Below are 18586 nucleotides of genomic sequence, written 5' to 3'. Positions count from 1 at the left end.
AAAAAATTCTATTCTTTTTATTACTTTTGCTAAAAATTAAATAAAGAGAAATGAGTTCAAAAAAGAAAGATGTTACATTTGATGTATTGATTGAAATACCAAAAGGTAGTAGAAATAAATATGAATATGATTTTGCCTTAAATAAGATAAGATTTGATCGTATGCTCTTCTCATCAATGATGTATCCAGGGGATTATGGGTTTATACCAGAAACGTTAGCTTTAGATAGTGATCCTTTAGATGTCCTAGTTTTAGGACATGAGCCTACTTATCCAATGGTTGTTATGGAAGTAAGACCAATCGGAGTTTTTCACATGACAGATGAAAAAGGACCTGATGAAAAAATCATTTGCGTACCAGTTTCAGATCCTATTTGGAGTAATAATAGTGACGTTAGCGATTTAAATCCACATAGATTAAAAGAAATTGAACATTTCTTTCAAGTGTATAAAGATTTAGAAAAAAAGAAAGTTGATACAGGTGGCTGGGGAAATGCTGAAGAGGCGTTGAAAATATATAATGAATGTGTTCAAAGATATAATGACAGTGAGCATAAAAAGAATAGAACTTTTACTATTTAATTTCTAAATAGTTATTTATAAATTGTTTAAACTACGTTATTTTATAGCGTAGTTTTTTTTATATATACAGTTTTACTACTTTTGTTTGTATAGACGTTTGAAACTCAAAAACGTCTAAAACTTAAACTAACCTAATTTATACTCTATGGAATTAATAATAAAATTTTTACCACTATTTGGTGTTGTAGCTTTAATTTTCGTTTTACTAAAAAGCGGATGGGTTTCAAAGCAAGAAGTTGGTGATGAAAAAATGTCAAGAATTGCAAAGAACATTGCAGACGGAGCTATGGCATTTTTAAAAGCAGAATACAAAGTTCTAGCAATTTTCGTGATAGCAGTTGCTATCTTACTTTTCTTTAAAGGTACTTCTGAATATGGGGAGGAAACCGATGTTCACATTTCACATTGGATGGTAGCGATATCATTTATTGTAGGAGCTATTTGTTCTGCCTTGGCTGGATTTATAGGAATGAAAGTTGCAACCAAAGCAAATGTTAGAACGACACAAGCCGCTAGAACATCTTTAGGGCGTGCATTAGAAGTAGCCTTTGCCGGAGGTGCTGTAATGGGATTAGGCGTTGTAGGTCTAGGTATTCTAGGATTAAGTAGTTTATTCATGTTCTATCAAAATATGTGGCCTGGCAGTGAAAATTTAGCAATGGTATTAAATGTGCTTTCAGGATTTTCATTAGGAGCATCTTCCATTGCATTATTTGCCCGTGTAGGTGGTGGTATTTATACTAAAGCTGCCGATGTAGGTGCAGATTTAGTTGGTAAAGTGGAAGCGGGTATTCCCGAAGATCATCCGTTAAACCCTGCTACAATTGCAGATAATGTTGGTGATAATGTTGGTGATGTTGCAGGTATGGGAGCAGATTTATTTGAATCTTATGTAGGTTCTATTATTGGAACTATGGTATTAGGTGCTTTTATCTTAACTCCTGATTTTGATGGCTTAGGTGCTGTATATTTACCTTTAGTTCTTGGAGCAGTAGGTATAATAATGTCAATCTTAGGTACATTTTTTGTAAGAGTAAAAGATGGTGGAAACCCACAAACAGCATTAAATATTGGAGAATTTGGTTCTGCAGGTTTAATGGTGGTGGCTTCTTATTTTATAATTAATGCTCTAATTCCAGAATCTGTAGAAGGGTTACCTTCTGGTGCTATGGGTGTATTTTGGGCAACAGTTGCTGGTTTAATTGCTGGTTTGGGTGTTGGTAAAATAACCGAGTATTATACAGCTACAGGTAAAAAACCTGTAATGTCAATTGTTAAACAATCTGAAACAGGGGCAGCTACAAATATTATTGCTGGTCTAGGTGTGGGAATGATGTCTACAATGATTCCTATTCTTTTAATTGCAGCTGCAATTATGGTATCACATCATTTTGCTGGTTTATATGGTATTGCTATCGCTGCGGTGGGTATGTTAGCAAATACAGGGATTCAATTGGCAGTAGATGCTTATGGTCCAATTTGTGATAATGCAGGTGGTATTGCTGAAATGGCAGAATTACCAAGTGAAGTTCGTCAACGTACAGATAAATTAGATGCAGTGGGTAATACAACTGCGGCGGTTGGTAAAGGTTTTGCAATTGCTTCTGCAGCATTGACTGCTTTAGCTTTATTCGCAGCTTTTATGAAGACAGCAGGTGTTATTGCAATTGATGTCTCTCAGCCTAAAATTATGGCAGGTCTTTTAGTAGGTGGTATGTTGCCATTTGTATTCTCTGCCTTGTCAATGAATGCTGTAGGCCGTGCTGCTATGGCGATGATTGAAGAAGTTAGACGTCAGTTTAGAGATATACCAGAATTAAAGGCTGCATTAGGTATTATGCGTAAGTATGATTCTGATATGACCAAAGCTTCTAAAGAAGATAGAGCTATTTTTGATGCTGCTGATGGTGTAGCAGATTATGGAAAATGTATTGATATTTCTACAAAAGCTTCAATAAGAGAAATGGTATTACCAGGTTTATTAGCAATTGCTGTACCTGTAGCTGTTGGTTTTATTGGTGGTGCTGAAATGTTAGGAGGCGTATTGGCAGGTGTAACTACCTGTGGTGTGTTGATGGCAATTTTCCAATCAAATGCAGGTGGTGCTTGGGATAATGCAAAGAAAACAATTGAAGAGGAAGGTCGTAAAGGTACAGACGCTCACAAAGCAGCGGTTGTAGGTGATACAGTTGGTGATCCTTTTAAAGATACTTCTGGTCCTTCTTTAAACATTCTTTTAAAATTAATGTCAGTGGTAGCTTTAGTTATTGCTCCTAGTATTGCAATTTCTGCTGAAACAGTAACAGCCTATACTAACGAAAGTACATCAGCTCAACAAGAGACGGTAATTTCAGTTGCTGACGACGTTAATAAAGAAATGAAAGTTTTGGTTAAAAAGGAAAACGGTGAAAAAAATGCTACTGTTATTACTACTACGGAAGTGGATGGTGTAAAAGACGTTACTGTTGAAACTGTAGAAGGTGACGATGTTGATTTATTAGTTGCCAATCATTACGAAGAGTAAATAATAAATTAAATAATTATAAAAAAGCCGTCTCATCCCAATACTTCGGAAGAGACGGTTTTTTGCTTTATAACGATTACCTTTACCAAGTTTTGTTAGACCAGTTTTCTGAACATATCACCACTAGTTTTCCTTATCTAAAAGATAAGAAACTACTTATTGCCATTTCAGGAGGTGTAGATAGTGTTGTGCTTGCTGAACTGTTAAATGAGTTGGACTTTGACATTTCATTAGCCCATTGTAATTTTCAATTAAGAGGAGCTGACGCTCATCAAGATGAGGTTTTTGTAACCGAAATGGCGAGTAGAATTCAAAGTCCCCTGTTTACAAAGAAGTTTGAAACCAAAGCAATTGCAAAAGCGGAAAAGCTTTCCATTCAATTAGCAGCTAGAGAATTACGATATAATTGGTTTGAAAATTTATTAGTTGATAACGATTTAGATTATATAGTAACAGGACATCATGCCGATGATAATTTGGAAACTTTTTTAATCAATTTAAGTAGAGGTACAGGGTTAGATGGATTGACAGGTATTCCAGAAAAAAATGGAGTTATTGTAAGGCCTTTGTTACCTTTTAGTAGAAATCAAATTGAGCAATATGCTCGAAAACAAAATTTAAATTGGAGAGAAGACGCTTCAAATGCAGAAACTAAATATCTAAGAAATAAATTAAGACATGATGTGATTCCTGCATTAAAATCAATCAATCCAAGGTTTTTAGATACTTTTTCAACCACTATTCATCACCTAAAAGGTACACAACAAATAGTTGCAGCATCTGTAGATAATATAAAGCTCAAAGTTGTGCATTCTGATGCTAATGGTATTCTAAAACTAGATATTGTTGAGCTTAAAAAATTGGTACATAGTAGAGCCCTATTATATGAGCTTTTAAGGGGTTATAATTTTACGGCTTGGGATGATATTTTTAATTTGTTGGAGGCACAAGCAGGTAAATTTGTTGTGAGTAATTCACATCGTATTCTCAAGGATAGAGATTTTTTAATTATATCGCCAATATTAGTTGAACCTGGAAATGAAGTTTATACTTTAAATAGCTTTCCAAGTAGTCTTCAAACGGCATCGTTTCAACTTAAAATCACTAAATCTGATAACTTTTATCCTGTTAAGGAATCACATATAATATTTGTAGATGCTGATCAACTTAAATGGCCAATAGCAATAAGAAAATGGCAACATGGTGATTATTTTTACCCTTTTGGCATGCAGGGTAAAAAGAAATTGAGTAAATTTTTTAAAGACCAGAAATACTCTTTATTTGACAAAGAAAATACTTGGGTATTAATTTCAGATGATAAAATTGTTTGGGTTATTGATTCCAGGTTAGATGAAAGATTTAAAGTAACTGACAGTACAAAAACTATTCTGAAGTTAGAATTGATTTAAACTATATTTGTGTATCAAATTATACGGAATGGATAAGAACATTGAACAGAGAATAAAACTATTAAAAGAAAAATACGACGCCATCGATCAAGATTTAGAAACGCAATTGGATGGATTGTTGTACAGTAAACCCATCACTTATTGGGATTATATTCAAACCGATGCCTTGCTAAATTTACAAGTACAGCGAACCGGTTTTAAAGATGAAATGGTCTTTATCATGTACCATCAAATTAATGAACTTATCTTTAAAATGATACGTTGGGAAATTGAACAGGTGGCCCATCATGAAAATTTGACTACTAAATTTTTTACAGAAAGGTTAATGCGGATAAGTCGTTATTTTGATATGCTTACTGCCTCTTTTACTATTATGGGAGATGGCATGGAACGTGAGCAATATGCGAAATTTAGAGATACATTAACACCTGCGAGTGGGTTTCAAAGTGCTCAATATCGATTGATTGAGTTCTGTAGTACAGAATTAATTAACTTAATAGATTATAGATTTAGGTCAAAAATTGATCGGAATACTCCATTTGAAAATGCCTTTGAACATTTGTATTGGCAAGCTGCTGGTAAAGATTATAAAACAGGTGAAAAGTCATATTTATTAGAACAATTTGAAAAAAAGTATAAAACGAAATTTTTAGATACTATGAAGGAATATAATAGTATCAATTTATGGGCAAAATTTAAATCGTTACCTAAAAAAGATAAAGAAAATATTGATTTAATTAATGCCATGCGTCATTTAGATTATTGTATTAATATTAAATGGGTAATGTCGCATTACGAGGCTGCAGGTAAGTACATAGGCACTCAAGATGAGGCTACAGGAGGTAGTGATTGGCGAAAATACATGCACCCAAAATATCAAAAAAGAATATTTTTTCCTGATTTATGGAGTAGAGAAGAATTTGAGAATTGGGGAGTAACAAATTTAGAAGCTTATAAAATATTGACTTAGTTTTCTCGTTAAGGTAGTCAACCTAATGATTAACTACTAATGAAAACCTTTATATTATTACTTACTGTTGCCATAACTTTTATGGCTTGTGACAATAATGAAGACGCTTCCAATCAAGATGAATTACTTGGAAAATGGAAGTTGATTGAAATTAGGTCTCATGGAATTGTGAATACAATAGATTGTAAAGATGCCGTTTTACTTGATTTTAAGACAGATGGACTCTTTGAGGTGGAACATTTTGGTTCTAATGATACTAATGCATGTATTTCAATGGGTAAAATTGATGAAGGTTCTTGGGTAAACGTTGGCAATAGCCTATATAATATTGATGGTGATGTGGTAACTCCTAAATTTGATGGTGATCTACTAATTATGGTTTCAAATAGCGGAGAAGAAACTGAAAGTAGTGGTGTTTTTGAGCGACAATAAATTACCTCTAATAAAAAGAATAAATTGACCGTTAGAAACTATAGGGATGATGAGGTTTTGAAAGTATTGAACAAGCTACTATAATAAAATTGACAATGAAATTAGTTAAACTCTTAAAATGTATTATTTTTAAGGGTTTTCTTTTTTGGAACAATAATTGTATTTTATCATACAAATAGATTAAACATGTATAAAAAGACACTATTTCTTTTACTTATCTTTTCTTTTGTTCTGCAAGCACAAAATGTTAGACCTGCGTTTAAAAAGGGAGAATTATTAAAATATAGAATCAGTTATAGTAATTGGTTTAATGCGGGTAGTGCAACCTTAGAGATTAAGGAAAGTACTAATAATGGGAAGTCTTCTTTTCATATCAAGGGGAAAGGAAAAACTACTGGAGTTACAGGATGGTTTTTTAAAGTTAATGATGATTATCAAACCTATTTTTATAAGAATAATTTACTTCCATATAAATTCATTAGAAAGATAGATGAAGGTGGTTATACAAAAGATAAAGAAATACATTTCCATCAAAATAGTAATAAAGCTACTGTTAAAGATCATGAAAAAAAGACAGAAGAAATGTTTAGCACAGCTCAGGGTGTGCATGATATGCTTTCTACTTTATATTATTTAAGAAATCAAGATATTTCAAAAATGAAACCTGGTGATGAAGTCAAATTAACCATGTTTTTTGATGAAAAAAATTATCCTTTTAAGTTACGTTATTTAGGTACAGAAACAATTAAAACAAAATTTGGTAAAGTAGCCAGTGCAAAGTTTAGACCATTGGTGCAGGCGGGTCGTGTTTTTAAAGCTAAGGAAAGTATAACCGTTTGGGTTAGTAATGATAAAAATAAAATACCACTTCGTATTAAGGCAGATTTAGCTGTCGGATCGTTAAGAGCAGACTTAGATATTTATAAGGGTTTGGCAAATTCTTTTCCTATAATTTTTGATTAATATCTGTGCTTTCAAAATCCTAGATACAAATTTTTGTTACTTTAACTTTATTCATAGTTGGTAAAATAGTAGATTTGTGGCATTCTATTAAAAAAAGCCAATAAAACACAGTGAAAAACGTTATTTTTCTCCTCATAATTGTATTCTTTTTTTCATGTAAAAGTGATAAAATTGAAGAAGAAGTTATCTCAACTAAAATTGAAATTCCCGAACTGATTCAAAAATTTGGTTATACTTTGGATGATTATAAAGTAATTGAAGACACCATTAGAAATGGTGATAGTTTTGGTGAAATACTAAACAGTCATCATGTAGATTATAGTGAAGTTTACAACATAGTGGAATCGGTTAAAGATACATTTAACGTAGCCAAATTAATAGTTGGTAAACCTTATGTTATATTAGCCAATAAGGATACTACAGAAAAAGCTCAGGTATTTGTATACCAACCCAGAATAACTGAATATGTGATTATTGATTTTACAGACACTATCTTTTACGAATTTCATGAAAAGAAAATTAAAACAGTAGTAAAAGAAGCTTCTGGAGCTATTTCTGATACTTTATATGCCCTTTCTTTGGTGATGCAAGACAAAGGTCTAGATTATGCTTTGGTAAATGAATTGTCTGATGTTTATGCTTGGACGGTCGATTTTTTCCACCTTCAAAAAGGCGATAATTTTAAAGTTATATACGAAGAAAAATTTATTGACGATACTATCTATGCTGGTTTAGGAGAAATAAAAGCAGCATACTTTGAACATAAAAATCAACCTTTTTATGCGTTTAATTTTGTAACAGATTCTACTAAAAATATATCTGATTATTATGATGATACAGCCAACTCATTAAGAAGACAGTTTCTTAAGGCTCCTTTAAGTTTTAGTAGAATATCATCTCGATATAACCTAAAGCGTTTTATTAGATATTATGGTAAAATAAAGCCACATAGAGGTACTGATTTTGCCGCTGGAGTAGGTACACCAATTATGAGTACCGCAAATGGTACGGTAATAGAATCTGCTAGAAGAGGAGGTAACGGAAATTATGTTAAGGTTAAGCATAATTCAGTGTATACTACTCAATATTTACATATGAGTAAACGTGCTGTAAAAAAAGGCGATTTTGTTAAACAGGGCGATGTCATAGGCTATGTTGGTATGACTGGTAATACTTCTGGACCTCATGTTTGTTATCGTTTTTGGAAAAACGGAGTGCAGGTAGATCCATTAAAAGAAAAATTACCATCAGCAGAACCTATTAAAGACAGTCTTAAAACAGGGTATTTAAACTTTATTAAACCATACAGACAACAGCTTGATAATTTAAGTGTTGATTAAGGTTAAATTTACTTCATTATAGCCACTAGATAAATGCCTAACCTATAATTAATAGGAATTGTGCCTAAACACATTTGATATTTCATTAAATTTGTAGTACTAAAATCTAGATTAAAATGGCATTAAAAAATCAAAACCCAACGAAAACTAACGCTTGGAAGAGTTTACAAGAATTATATCAAGGAATTAAAAATACTGATATGAAAAAACTCTTTATGCAAGATTCAGAGAGACTAGAAAAATATAGCTTAAAACACGATGATTTAAGTTTGAATTTTTCTAAAAATAGAATTAGTGATGACGTTTTAAAATCTTTAGTTGCATTAGCGAAAGAGGTTGATTTACAAGATGGTATTGATAAAATGTTTGCAGGTGACATTATAAATGAAACTGAAAACAGAGCTGTTTTACATACTGCTCTACGTAATAAATCGGGTAATGCAGTAATGTTTGAAGGAGAAAATGTAATGGTTGAGGTAAATGAAACGCTTCAAAAAATGAAAGTTTTTTCTGAAAAAGTAATTTCAGGTAAGCATAAAGGATATTCAGGTAAAGCGATTACTGATGTTGTAAATATAGGTATTGGAGGTTCTGATTTAGGCCCTAGAATGGTTGTAGATGCTTTGCAATATTATAAAAACCATTTAAAAACCCACTTTGTTTCTAATATTGATGGCGACCATGTTGCAGAGATTATTAAAGAGTTAGACCCTGAAACTACGTTATTTGTTATCGTTTCTAAAACATTTACTACACAAGAAACCTTGACCAATGCCGAAACAATTAAAAAATGGTTTTTATCAAAAGGAGCAACACAAAACGATATTCAACATAATTTTGTAGCGGTATCAACCAACTTATCTAAAGTTGTTGCTTTTGGTATAGCTGAGGATAATATTTTTACCATGTGGGACTGGGTTGGTGGTCGTTATTCATTGTGGAGTGCCGTTGGTTTATCAATTAGTTTAGCATTAGGGTTTGATAATTTTGATCAATTATTGACGGGTGCTTATGAAATGGATGAACATTTTAAAACAACATCGTTTGATGAGAATATTCCAGTTACGTTAGCATTAATTAGTATTTGGTATAATAACTTTTTTGAAACCGAATCTGAAGTTGTTATACCTTACTCTCAATATTTAACACAATTTGTACCTTATTTACAACAAGGGTCAATGGAGAGTAATGGTAAATCGGTTGACCGTGATGGAAATCCAGTTGATTATCAAACAGGAAATATCATTTGGGGAAATACGGGCACCAACGTACAACATGCTTTTATGCAATTGGTACATCAAGGTACAAAGTTAATTCCAGTCGATTTTATCGGATTTAAGGAATCGTTATACGGAAATGAAGATCATCATAATAAATTGATGTCAAATTTTTATGCTCAATCGGAGGCTTTGTATTTAGGAAAAGCTAAGGAAGAGGTGCATTTAGAGCTAAAAACTGCTGGACAACAAGATAAAATTTCAAAATTATTACCCTTTAAAGTGTTTGAGGGTAATAAACCGTCAAATTCCTTTTTAATGGATAAACTCACTCCAAAAAATTTAGGTAAGCTTATAGCAACCTACGAGCACAAAACTTTTGTACAAGGCTATATTTGGAACATTTTTAGTTTTGATCAATTTGGTGTTGAACTAGGAAAAGAACTAGCAAAAAAATTTTTAGCATAAAATTTCAACTAGTTATTTAGTAAACCTTTGTAAAGGTTTTATATAAATAATTGTGATTGTTAAAATTATTAATAGCAACGGTTTTAAGAATATCTAATCTTAAAAACGTTGCTATTTCTATGTTGTTTGTAATCAATCTCATTTTTTTTTCAATCTTTTTTTTCTACTCAATCTTATTGAGTTACTTTTTTTTCTCTTCATTTATTTTACAAAACAAGTTCGTCATAACATTAAGATAAACTAAACGTAACAAATCTTTAATTTTCAGTTAACCTAAACTTTACATTGGTGTTATTTATTTGCAACGTAAAATTTAAACAAAAAAAGTAAACTAAAAATTAAGAAAAAAATGAAGAAATTATTTTACTCGTTAAGTATCGTGGTTTTATTAGCATCATGTACAGGTAATGATGATCCAGAGGTTATTATTGAGCCACCTGTAGATACAGTACTAGAGGGTACTATATCAACTGACAGAACGTTAACTCAAGACAAAATTTGGGAAATTAGTGGTCGAGTTATCGTAGCTAATGGAGCAAAATTAACTATTGAGCCGGGTACAATTATTAAAGCATATGCAGGTACGGGTACGCAAGCTTCTGCATTAATTATTGCTAGAGGAGCTAAAATTGATGCTCAAGGAACTGCTTCTGCACCAATTATTTTTACTTCATCAGCAGATAATGTAACAATTGGACAAACTACTGGGACAAATTTATCTGAAAATGATAGAGGTCTTTGGGGTGGGCTTATCATATTAGGATATGCTCCAGGTTCTTTTAAAGGAGACGTTACTGAAGTACAAATAGAAGGTGTTCCTGCAACAGATACAAATGGCCTTTTTGGAGGTGATGATGCTGCTGATAATTCAGGTATTTTAAAATATATTTCTATCCGTCATGGAGGTGCAGAATTGAGCCCAGATAACGAAATCAATGGTTTAACATTAGGTGCAGTTGGTAGTGGAACCGTTATTGATAATATTGAAGTTGTAGCAAATGTAGATGATGGTATTGAGTTTTTTGGAGGTTCAGTTAATGCTTCTAACTTGGTAGTTTGGTCTGCTGGTGATGATGGTTTAGATATTGACCAAGCTTATTCTGGTACAATTACTAACTCAGTTGTAATTTTAGGAACAGCTTCTGATCATGCATTAGAAATTGATGGTCCTGAAGGAAGTTTAGAAGGTCAATTTACGATTGATGGTCTTACTTTAATAGGTAATGAGACTACAGAAAGAGGTGAGTATGCAGATTACAGAAGTAGTGCAATGGGAACTACAAAAAATGTTCTTGCTTATGGCTTTAAAGCTGATTCAGATGTTGAATTAGATAATGATGGTGTTGCTGCAAATTATACTGCTGGTAAATTATCGTTTACTAACTGGCAAATTGTTTTACCTGAAGGTGTAAGTACATCAGCATCAATTTTTGCTGATAAGTCAGACGTGGGATCAACTTTTGGAGCAGATGCAGCTACTTTCTCTTCAGATGTTACTTCAAGTTCAAAAACTACTGGTGCTGATATGTCTGGATTTACATGGACAATGGCAGACATTAAAAATGCTTTAGAATAAACTAAAATTAATAATTTGAATTATTCAATTGCTCATACTACGGTATGGGCAATTGACATTTAAAGAATATACAAGAAAGAGCACAACTTTAAATGCTTTGTAATATAAAATAACATGAAAATTAAATTTATACTATTCCTAACTTTTACCTTAATTATTAATTTGTTAAATGCTCAGAAGGGAACTTTATCTGGTACAATTAAAGATGGCGAAATAAACGATGTTTTACCGTTTGCAACAGTGTTAATTAAGGGTTCTGATAAAGGAACAACATCAGATTTTGAAGGAACGTATTCCATGGAATTAGAAGCAGGAACATATATCGTTGTTTTTAAATTTTTAGGATTTGAAACTACTGAAGTTACTGAAGTGGTTATAAAACCAGATGATGTTACTGTTTTAGATATTACTTTGAACGAAGCTTCAGGTACTCTTGATGAGGTAATTATTACTGCAGAAACGGCTCGCAATACAGAATCTTCAGTATTAAATATTCAAAGAAGATCTGTTAATTTATTAGATGGTATTTCTTCTCAAAATTTTAAAAAGTTAGGAGCAAGTGACTTGGCAAATGCCGTTAAAAGTGTTCCAGGAGTTTCTATTCAGGGAGGTAAATATGTTTATGTCCGTGGTTTAGGAGATAGATACACCAAAACTATTTTAAATGGAGTAGATATACCAGGATTAGATCCTGATAGGAATACAATACAAATGGATATTTTTCCAACAAATATTATTGATAATATTATTGTTGTAAAATCAGCAACTGCTGATCTGCCTGCAGATTTTACAGGTGGTATTGTTGATATTGTTACTAAAGAATTTCCTTCCAAAAAAGAGTTTAGCCTATCGTTAAGTGGTTCTTATAATCCTGATATGCACTTTAAAAGTAATTACTTAAGTTATGATGGTGGTAATACAGATTTTCTAGGTTATGATGATGGTACAAGGGCATTACCAATAAGTCCTTATCAGCCCATTCCAAATACGTTTGATAATAGTGCAGTATTAACAGAAATCACAAAAAGGTTTAATCCAAATTTAGCGGCTCTAGAATCAAATAGTACAATGGACTATAGTATTGGGTTAACAGCTGGTAATCAATATACCATAGGAAAGAAGGACCATAGATTGGGTTATATTGCTTCTGTATCTTATAAAAATGAAACAAATTTTTATGAGAATGCTCAGAATAATTTTTATAGAAAAGACCCAAACACATCTAATATAGAAATGCCTTTAAGTAAAAGTCAAAAAGGTAATTTGGGTGAACAAAATGTAGTACTTAGTGGCTTGGTTGGCTTGTCTTATAAAACAGATCGATCTAAATATAAAATAAACGTAATGCGTATTCAGAATGGTGAGTCAAGTGCAGGTTTATTTGATCAAGAACTGAATGAAGGAGATTTCGCTTTGGCAATAAAGAATAGCTTGGTCTATACAGAAAGATCAATTACCAATGGTTTACTATCAGGTACACATACTAATAATGATGCTTCATGGAAAACGGAATGGAAGTTGGCTTCAACACTATCTACAATATACGATAAGGATGTGCGTGCAACTTCATTTAGAATAGAAGAAGATGGTAGTTTTAGTATTCCTCAAAATAGTGAACCAAGAAGAATTTGGAGAAACTTAGAAGAAGAAAATCATGTAGGTAAATTAGATGTAACTAGAAAATATAGTTTATTCCAAAAAGACGCTAAATTAAAAGTGGGTGCATACGGTTCATATAAACAAAGAACATATAATATTTATACTTTTAGAATTGGTATTGCTGGTCCAAGTGGATTTAATGGTAATGCTGATGCCATCTTAGCAGATGAAAATTTATGGACAACGAGCGATCAAGAAGGTTCGTTTATAAGAAATACTTCAGTTGTAGATCCTGTTAATATTTTTGAATCTAATCAAATGAATATGGCTGGTTATATTTCTAATGAATTTAATTTAGGAGATAAACTGAAAACTATTGTTGGTGTAAGAGTTGAAAATTTTATGATTAACTATACCGGTGAAAACAGTAGCGGTGCTGTATTAAATAATGAATCTATTATTAATAAATTCGATTTATTTCCATCGGTTAACTTTATCTATGCTTTAAAAGATAATAAAAATATACGATTATCTTATGCAAGAACTACAGCTCGTCCTTCTTTTAAGGAAGCATCAAATGCTGAAATATTTGACGCTCTTTCTGACATTACTTATATAGGAAACATAGATTTAAAACCAACTTATATTAACAATATTGATTTGCGTTATGAAGTGTATGGAGAGAATTCTGAATTGTTTGCCGTGAGTGGATTTTACAAATCATTTAAAGACCCAATTGAGTTAACTTACTTTCAATCAGCGTTAGATAATTTTACACCGCAAAATTTAGGTGAAGCTGATGTAATTGGAGCTGAACTAGAATTTAGAAAAAACTTAAGTTTTCTATCTTCTCGTTTAGAAAACTTTAGGTTCAACTTAAACGCCTCTGTAATACAATCAAAATTAAAAATGGGTGCTGACGAGTTTGCATTACGAACAAATACCGCAAGACCAGGAGAAGAGGTTGACGATACTAGAGAGCTTCAAGGGCAATCACCATATTTAATTAATGCAGGTTTAGATTATGACAATGATAAAATTGGTTTACAAACTGGAGTCTTTTATAATGTACAAGGAAAGACGTTGGAAGTTGTAGGTGGTGCAAACCCTGATGTGTTTACAAAGCCTTTTAATAGTTTAAACTTTACATTAAACAAATCAATAGGTAAAGAGAGAAAGTCGAACCTAAGCTTTAAGATTACAAATTTATTAGGCTCTAAAAAAGAGAGTGTTTATGAGTCTCATAATGCAGCAGATCAAATCTTTTCTAGCAGAAATCCTAGCACTTCTATTTCATTAGGATATAGTATAAAGTTTTAAATTTAAAACAAAAAAAAGGAGCTTACAAGCTCCTTTTTTTGTTTATTTTATAAATTATTTTACTCATTTTTTGAGGCTATTGCAGCATCACGAGACCAAGAATTTACTTTTTCTATTTGATCGTTAGAATAATCAACCTCTTTTAAAACATCATTCGTTTTAAAGATCCATTTTCCTACTTTTTTACCCGCCTCATAATTACCTATAGCAATTTTTTCACCAGTTAAATTAAAGCTAGTCCATGTTCCATGTAACTTCCCATCTTTAAAAGATCCTTGTTGATCAATTTCTCCATTGTCATAGTAAAAAGTAGCTTCCGTTATATCTCCCTTTTTTTCTAATTTTACTTTATTATCATTTTCTTGTGCAAAAGAAAAACTCACACAAAAAACAATTAATAGAACAGCTATTTTTTTCATAATTTTAGTATTTACTTAACATTAACGGTATTAAGGTATGAATTATTTTACAATTACACAACATTTTGTTAACTTTAAATTAACATTGAAAATGTAACATTTTGATTGTTAGTGATGTAAATAAAAGTAGTAAAGCTTTATTTTTTACATTAAATGAAATAACTTGCAAGCAATTAACCACTACGAACCTATCCAATAGATGGAATCAAAGAATCTATTTTCATTTCTTATTTGTCTACTTTCCTTAACTATTTTTGCTCAAGAAAAAGAATCTAATCCTTTTAGTTTTAAATGGGACAATGGATTTAAGTTAAAAAGTGCTGATGAAAATTTTCAATTAAAGTTTGGAGGTAGAATTATGGTCGATCATGCTTTTTTTTCTCAAAATGAGGCTTTAGATGATGTATACGGACAATTATTAGCCACAAGTGGCACAGAATTTAGACGTACAAGAGTATTTTTTTCAGGTCTATTGTATAAAAATATTGAATTTATTTTAGATTTAGGATTTGAAGGTGGTGAAGTAGCATTTAAAGATGTTTATTTAGGAATAAGAGATATACCTGTAGTAGGTACGATAAGAGTTGGGAATTTAAAAGAACCATTACGATTTGAATCGCTTACAGGCAGTAAGTATATTACGTTTATGGAACGTGCTGTACTCAATGACTTTTCTCCTACACGGAACAATGGAATCCTTTTGTTGAATGATTTTTTGAAAGATAGGCTTAGTGCACAAGCTGGTCTTTTTCGGAATGCAGGAGGAAATGGAAATGACCTAATGGCAAATAATGGATACGTTTTTACAGGGAGATTAACAGGTCTTCCCATAAAAACAGAAAATCAATTATTACATTTAGGATTAGGGTATAGTTTTAGGAAGCCTGGTTTAAATCAATATAGAATATCTGCAAGACCAGAAGCACATTTAAGTAATAAAAAGTATATTGACACGGAATTAATTGAAAATGTAAAAAGCCTAAATATGGTTAATTTTGAGGGAGTTTTTGCAACAGGCCCATTTTCATTTCAAACAGAATATTTAAGAACAGCATTGGAAGGTGATACCAATTATAACTTTTCTAGTTATTATGGAGTATTAAGTTACTTTTTAACTGGTGAACAGAAAGTTTATAAAAGCTCGTATAAAGGTTTTGATAGAGTGAGTCCAAAGAATAATTTTACAGGCAAAGAAGGTGGTTTAGGGGCATGGGAAGTTGCCTTACGTTATTCCAATTCTGATTTGAATAGTAAAGATATTTATGGAGGTGAACAAGCAAGTATTACATTGGGTCTCAACTGGTATTTAAATCCAGCAACTAGAATTATGTTTAATTATATAAATGCGGATATAAAAAACGCAGGGAATGTTAATGTTTTTCAGGCACGATTTCAGATTGATTTTTAAAAGAAAATATAACTATTTGTTAATATACACGTAAATTAAAAAATACACATTTGCACACTAAATATTAGATATGGAAAATCCTTACATTATGATGATTGTTGCACTTGCTATTCTAGCAATTGCAGACTTAGTAGTGGGTGTCAGTAATGATGCCGTTAACTTTTTAAATTCAGCTATTGGTTCTAAGGCCATATCGTTCAGAACGATAATGATCGTTGCTAGCTTAGGTGTCGCATTTGGAGCTGTTTTTTCTAGTGGTATGATGGAGGTTGCTCGAAAAGGAATATTTGTTCCAAGCGAGTTTTATTTCAATGAAATCATGATCATATTTATGGCAGTAATGATTACCGATATATTACTGCTCGATTTTTTTAATACGTTAGGGATGCCTACATCAACTACCGTATCAATTGTATTTGAATTATTAGGTGCTGCTGTAGCAATGGCACTTATTAAAATAGCGGCTAAAGGCGATTCTATTTCAGAATTGGGTAACTATATAAATACTGATAAAGCTACGGAGATTATTATAGGAATTCTGCTCTCGGTGGTTATTGCATTTTCTATTGGTGCCATAGTCCAATATATTTCCAGAGTCTTATTGTCCTTTAATTTTGAGCGTAAAGCTAAATGGGTAGGTGCAGTTTTTGGAGGTTTTGCATTGGCAGCAATTACTTATTTTATATTTATTAAAGGTCTTAAAGGAACAGACTATTATAAAGAAATTGAACACCTTATTGAAGGTAAAACTATATTTATATTGATAGGGAGCTTCGTTTTATGGACCTTGCTATCTTTTGTTTTTGTTAAAGTCTTTAAGCAAAATATTTATAAACTGATTATTTTAGTGGGTACTTTTGCTTTAGCATTAGCGTTTGCGGGTAATGATTTAGTTAATTTTATTGGTGTGCCAATTGCGGCTTGGCAATCTTATGAAACATGGGCGGCGTCAGGTATTGCTGCGGTAGATTTCCCGATGTCATCTTTGGCTGAAAAAGTGCAAACTCCAACATTTATGTTATTAGGTGCGGGTCTTGTTATGGTTTTAACATTGTGGTTTTCTAGTAAAGCAAAAGGAGTTGTTAAAACATCATTAGATTTATCTAGTCAAGGAGAAACACAAGAACGTTTTAATCCTAATTTTATATCTAGAAGCTTAGTAAGGGTCTCTATACTGGCTTCAAAATATACGAATTCAGTTATACCAACACCGATTCAAAATCACGTAGAAAAACAATTTGAAAAGCCCGTTATTAAATTGGTTAAAGGTAAAGAACATGAGTTACCTGCATTTGATATGGTACGTGCTGCAGTTAATTTAATGGTAGCAAGTATATTAATATCATTAGCTACTTCAATGAAATTACCATTATCAACAACCTATGTTACTTTTATGGTTGCAATGGGTACTTCTTTGGCAGATAGAGCTTGGGGCAGCGAAAGTGCAGTTTACAGAGTTGCTGGTGTTCTAAATGTAATTGGAGGGTGGTTTGGTACTGCAATAAGTGCTTTTATTGCTGCTGGTACTATAGCTTATTTAATCCATTTAGGAGGCATAACTATGATTGCAATACTTTTATTAGTTGCCGTGTTATTGTTGGCAAGAAACTATATTAAGCATATTAAAAAAGGAAGAGAAATTAAAGCGGAAGATAGTTTGAGTAAAGCTGAGAGTAATTCTATTCATGGTGTTATTGAAGAGAGTGCAGACAATATTTCGAAAGCATTAAAAAGAATAAGTAAAATAAATAAAAGTACTATTGACGGATTGATAAATGAAGATTTGTCTAGTCTTAAAAAAGCAAAAAATACAGTAATTAAGTTGGAGAATGAAATAGAGGGCTTACAGAATAACATGTTTTACTTTATTAAAAATTTAGATGACTCTTATTTAGGGGCAAGTAAATTTTATATTGATGTTATTGGTAATTTACAAGACATGGCACAATCGGCTAGTTTTATTTCTAAAGTCAGTCATAAACATATTAATAATAATCATAGACCGTTAAAGAAAAAACAAGCGGATGAATTGATTGAGATTAATGACCAACTCGTTTCTTTATTTGATAAGACAAGAGAAGTATTTGATTCTCGTTCTTTTGAAAAAATTGTACCAGACTTAATAAATGACAAACAAGCTTTATTAGACCATGTTGAAAGTGCTATTCATCAACAAGTGGAACGTACAAGAACGATAGAGTCGAGTCCGAAAAACACTACGCTGTATTTTAGTATTTTATTAGAAACGAAAGATTTAATTAAAGCGGGTATTACCATATTAGAGCTCTATTATAGTGAGCACGATCGCAATGTTAACTTGATGAATGCAGAAAGTTAAAAGTTGTATTAGCAGTAAATAA

At 31.9% G+C, this 18586-nt stretch carries 13 protein-coding genes; 12 read left to right on the top strand and 1 reads right to left on the bottom strand.

The features are described 5' to 3' along the window. The first annotated feature begins 50 nt into the window (after positions 1–50). The 10 genes from JBL43_RS07125 (at position 51) to JBL43_RS07080 (ending at position 14399) form a co-directional block, all read left to right on the top strand. The gene (locus JBL43_RS07125; protein WP_138952092.1) at positions 51–581 is read left to right on the top strand and encodes an inorganic diphosphatase; all 531 of its coding nucleotides are present in this window, start codon (positions 51–53) and stop codon (positions 579–581) included. Positions 582–726: 145 nt separating this feature from the next. Continuing rightward, positions 727–3105, top strand: a complete 2379-nt coding sequence (locus JBL43_RS07120) for a sodium-translocating pyrophosphatase (protein ID WP_198840769.1) — start codon at positions 727–729, stop codon at positions 3103–3105. A gap of 92 nt (positions 3106–3197) precedes the next feature. Next, the gene (tilS, locus tag JBL43_RS07115; protein WP_198840768.1) at positions 3198–4514 is read left to right on the top strand and encodes a tRNA lysidine(34) synthetase TilS; all 1317 of its coding nucleotides are present in this window, start codon (positions 3198–3200) and stop codon (positions 4512–4514) included. Between the two features lie 28 nt (positions 4515–4542). Next, positions 4543–5484: a tryptophan 2,3-dioxygenase family protein gene (locus tag JBL43_RS07110; RefSeq protein ID WP_198840767.1), complete on the top strand. Its 942-nt coding sequence runs from the start codon at positions 4543–4545 to the stop codon at positions 5482–5484. A gap of 39 nt (positions 5485–5523) precedes the next feature. Further along, complete coding sequence (locus tag JBL43_RS07105) at positions 5524–5916, top strand: hypothetical protein (RefSeq protein ID WP_198840766.1); 393 nt, start codon at positions 5524–5526, stop codon at positions 5914–5916. A gap of 186 nt (positions 5917–6102) precedes the next feature. Next, complete coding sequence (locus JBL43_RS07100) at positions 6103–6879, top strand: DUF3108 domain-containing protein (protein WP_198840765.1); 777 nt, start codon at positions 6103–6105, stop codon at positions 6877–6879. Between the two features lie 110 nt (positions 6880–6989). Beyond that, the gene (locus tag JBL43_RS20390) at positions 6990–8219 is read left to right on the top strand and encodes a M23 family metallopeptidase (RefSeq protein ID WP_198840764.1); all 1230 of its coding nucleotides are present in this window, start codon (positions 6990–6992) and stop codon (positions 8217–8219) included. 116 nt (positions 8220–8335) lie between these two features. Beyond that, the gene (pgi, locus tag JBL43_RS07090; RefSeq protein ID WP_198840763.1) at positions 8336–9904 is read left to right on the top strand and encodes a glucose-6-phosphate isomerase; all 1569 of its coding nucleotides are present in this window, start codon (positions 8336–8338) and stop codon (positions 9902–9904) included. A 349-nt stretch (positions 9905–10253) separates the two neighbouring features. Next, positions 10254–11480, top strand: coding sequence for a beta-helix domain-containing protein (locus tag JBL43_RS07085; RefSeq protein ID WP_198840762.1), 1227 nt, complete (start codon positions 10254–10256; stop codon positions 11478–11480). 114 nt (positions 11481–11594) lie between these two features. Next, complete coding sequence (locus JBL43_RS07080) at positions 11595–14399, top strand: TonB-dependent receptor (protein ID WP_198840761.1); 2805 nt, start codon at positions 11595–11597, stop codon at positions 14397–14399. Between the two features lie 59 nt (positions 14400–14458). Here the strand turns inward: JBL43_RS07080 and JBL43_RS07075 are convergent, their stop codons facing one another. After that, a complete protein-coding gene (locus tag JBL43_RS07075; protein WP_198840760.1) occupies positions 14459–14818 on the bottom strand; it encodes a toxin-antitoxin system YwqK family antitoxin in 360 nt (119 codons plus the stop codon). A 199-nt stretch (positions 14819–15017) separates the two neighbouring features. On the opposite strand from JBL43_RS07075, the gene JBL43_RS07070 reads away from it, so the two are divergent. Together JBL43_RS07070 and JBL43_RS07065 are read left to right on the top strand one after the other, a co-directional pair. Further along, positions 15018–16226 (top strand): OprO/OprP family phosphate-selective porin, encoded by a 1209-nt coding sequence (locus JBL43_RS07070; RefSeq protein WP_198840759.1) that lies wholly within the window; start codon positions 15018–15020, stop codon positions 16224–16226. A gap of 70 nt (positions 16227–16296) precedes the next feature. Further along, the gene (locus JBL43_RS07065) at positions 16297–18564 is read left to right on the top strand and encodes an inorganic phosphate transporter (protein ID WP_198840758.1); all 2268 of its coding nucleotides are present in this window, start codon (positions 16297–16299) and stop codon (positions 18562–18564) included. Positions 18565–18586: the final 22 nt, after the last annotated feature.

Origin of the sequence: Aureibaculum flavum, from assembly GCF_016406085.1 — a bacterium.
Classification (GTDB): domain Bacteria; phylum Bacteroidota; class Bacteroidia; order Flavobacteriales; family Flavobacteriaceae; genus Aureibaculum; species Aureibaculum flavum.
This window is presented reverse-complemented; position numbering and strand designations above follow the sequence as displayed.

Excerpts from the sequence above, each read along its gene's own strand:
- JBL43_RS07125 (WP_138952092.1), top strand. The coding sequence starts at position 51 with ATGAGTTCAAAAAAGAAAGATGTTACATTTGATGTATTGATTGAAATA.
- JBL43_RS07120 (WP_198840769.1), top strand. The coding sequence starts at position 727 with ATGGAATTAATAATAAAATTTTTACCACTATTTGGTGTTGTAGCTTTA.
- JBL43_RS07110 (WP_198840767.1), top strand. The coding sequence starts at position 4,543 with ATGGATAAGAACATTGAACAGAGAATAAAACTATTAAAAGAAAAATAC.
- JBL43_RS07105 (WP_198840766.1), top strand. The coding sequence starts at position 5,524 with ATGAAAACCTTTATATTATTACTTACTGTTGCCATAACTTTTATGGCT.
- JBL43_RS07100 (WP_198840765.1), top strand. The coding sequence starts at position 6,103 with ATGTATAAAAAGACACTATTTCTTTTACTTATCTTTTCTTTTGTTCTG.
- pgi (WP_198840763.1), top strand. The coding sequence starts at position 8,336 with ATGGCATTAAAAAATCAAAACCCAACGAAAACTAACGCTTGGAAGAGT.
- JBL43_RS07085 (WP_198840762.1), top strand. The coding sequence starts at position 10,254 with ATGAAGAAATTATTTTACTCGTTAAGTATCGTGGTTTTATTAGCATCA.
- JBL43_RS07080 (WP_198840761.1), top strand. The coding sequence starts at position 11,595 with ATGAAAATTAAATTTATACTATTCCTAACTTTTACCTTAATTATTAAT.
- JBL43_RS07075 (WP_198840760.1), bottom strand. The coding sequence starts at position 14,818 with ATGAAAAAAATAGCTGTTCTATTAATTGTTTTTTGTGTGAGTTTTTCT.
- JBL43_RS07070 (WP_198840759.1), top strand. The coding sequence starts at position 15,018 with ATGGAATCAAAGAATCTATTTTCATTTCTTATTTGTCTACTTTCCTTA.
- JBL43_RS07065 (WP_198840758.1), top strand. The coding sequence starts at position 16,297 with ATGGAAAATCCTTACATTATGATGATTGTTGCACTTGCTATTCTAGCA.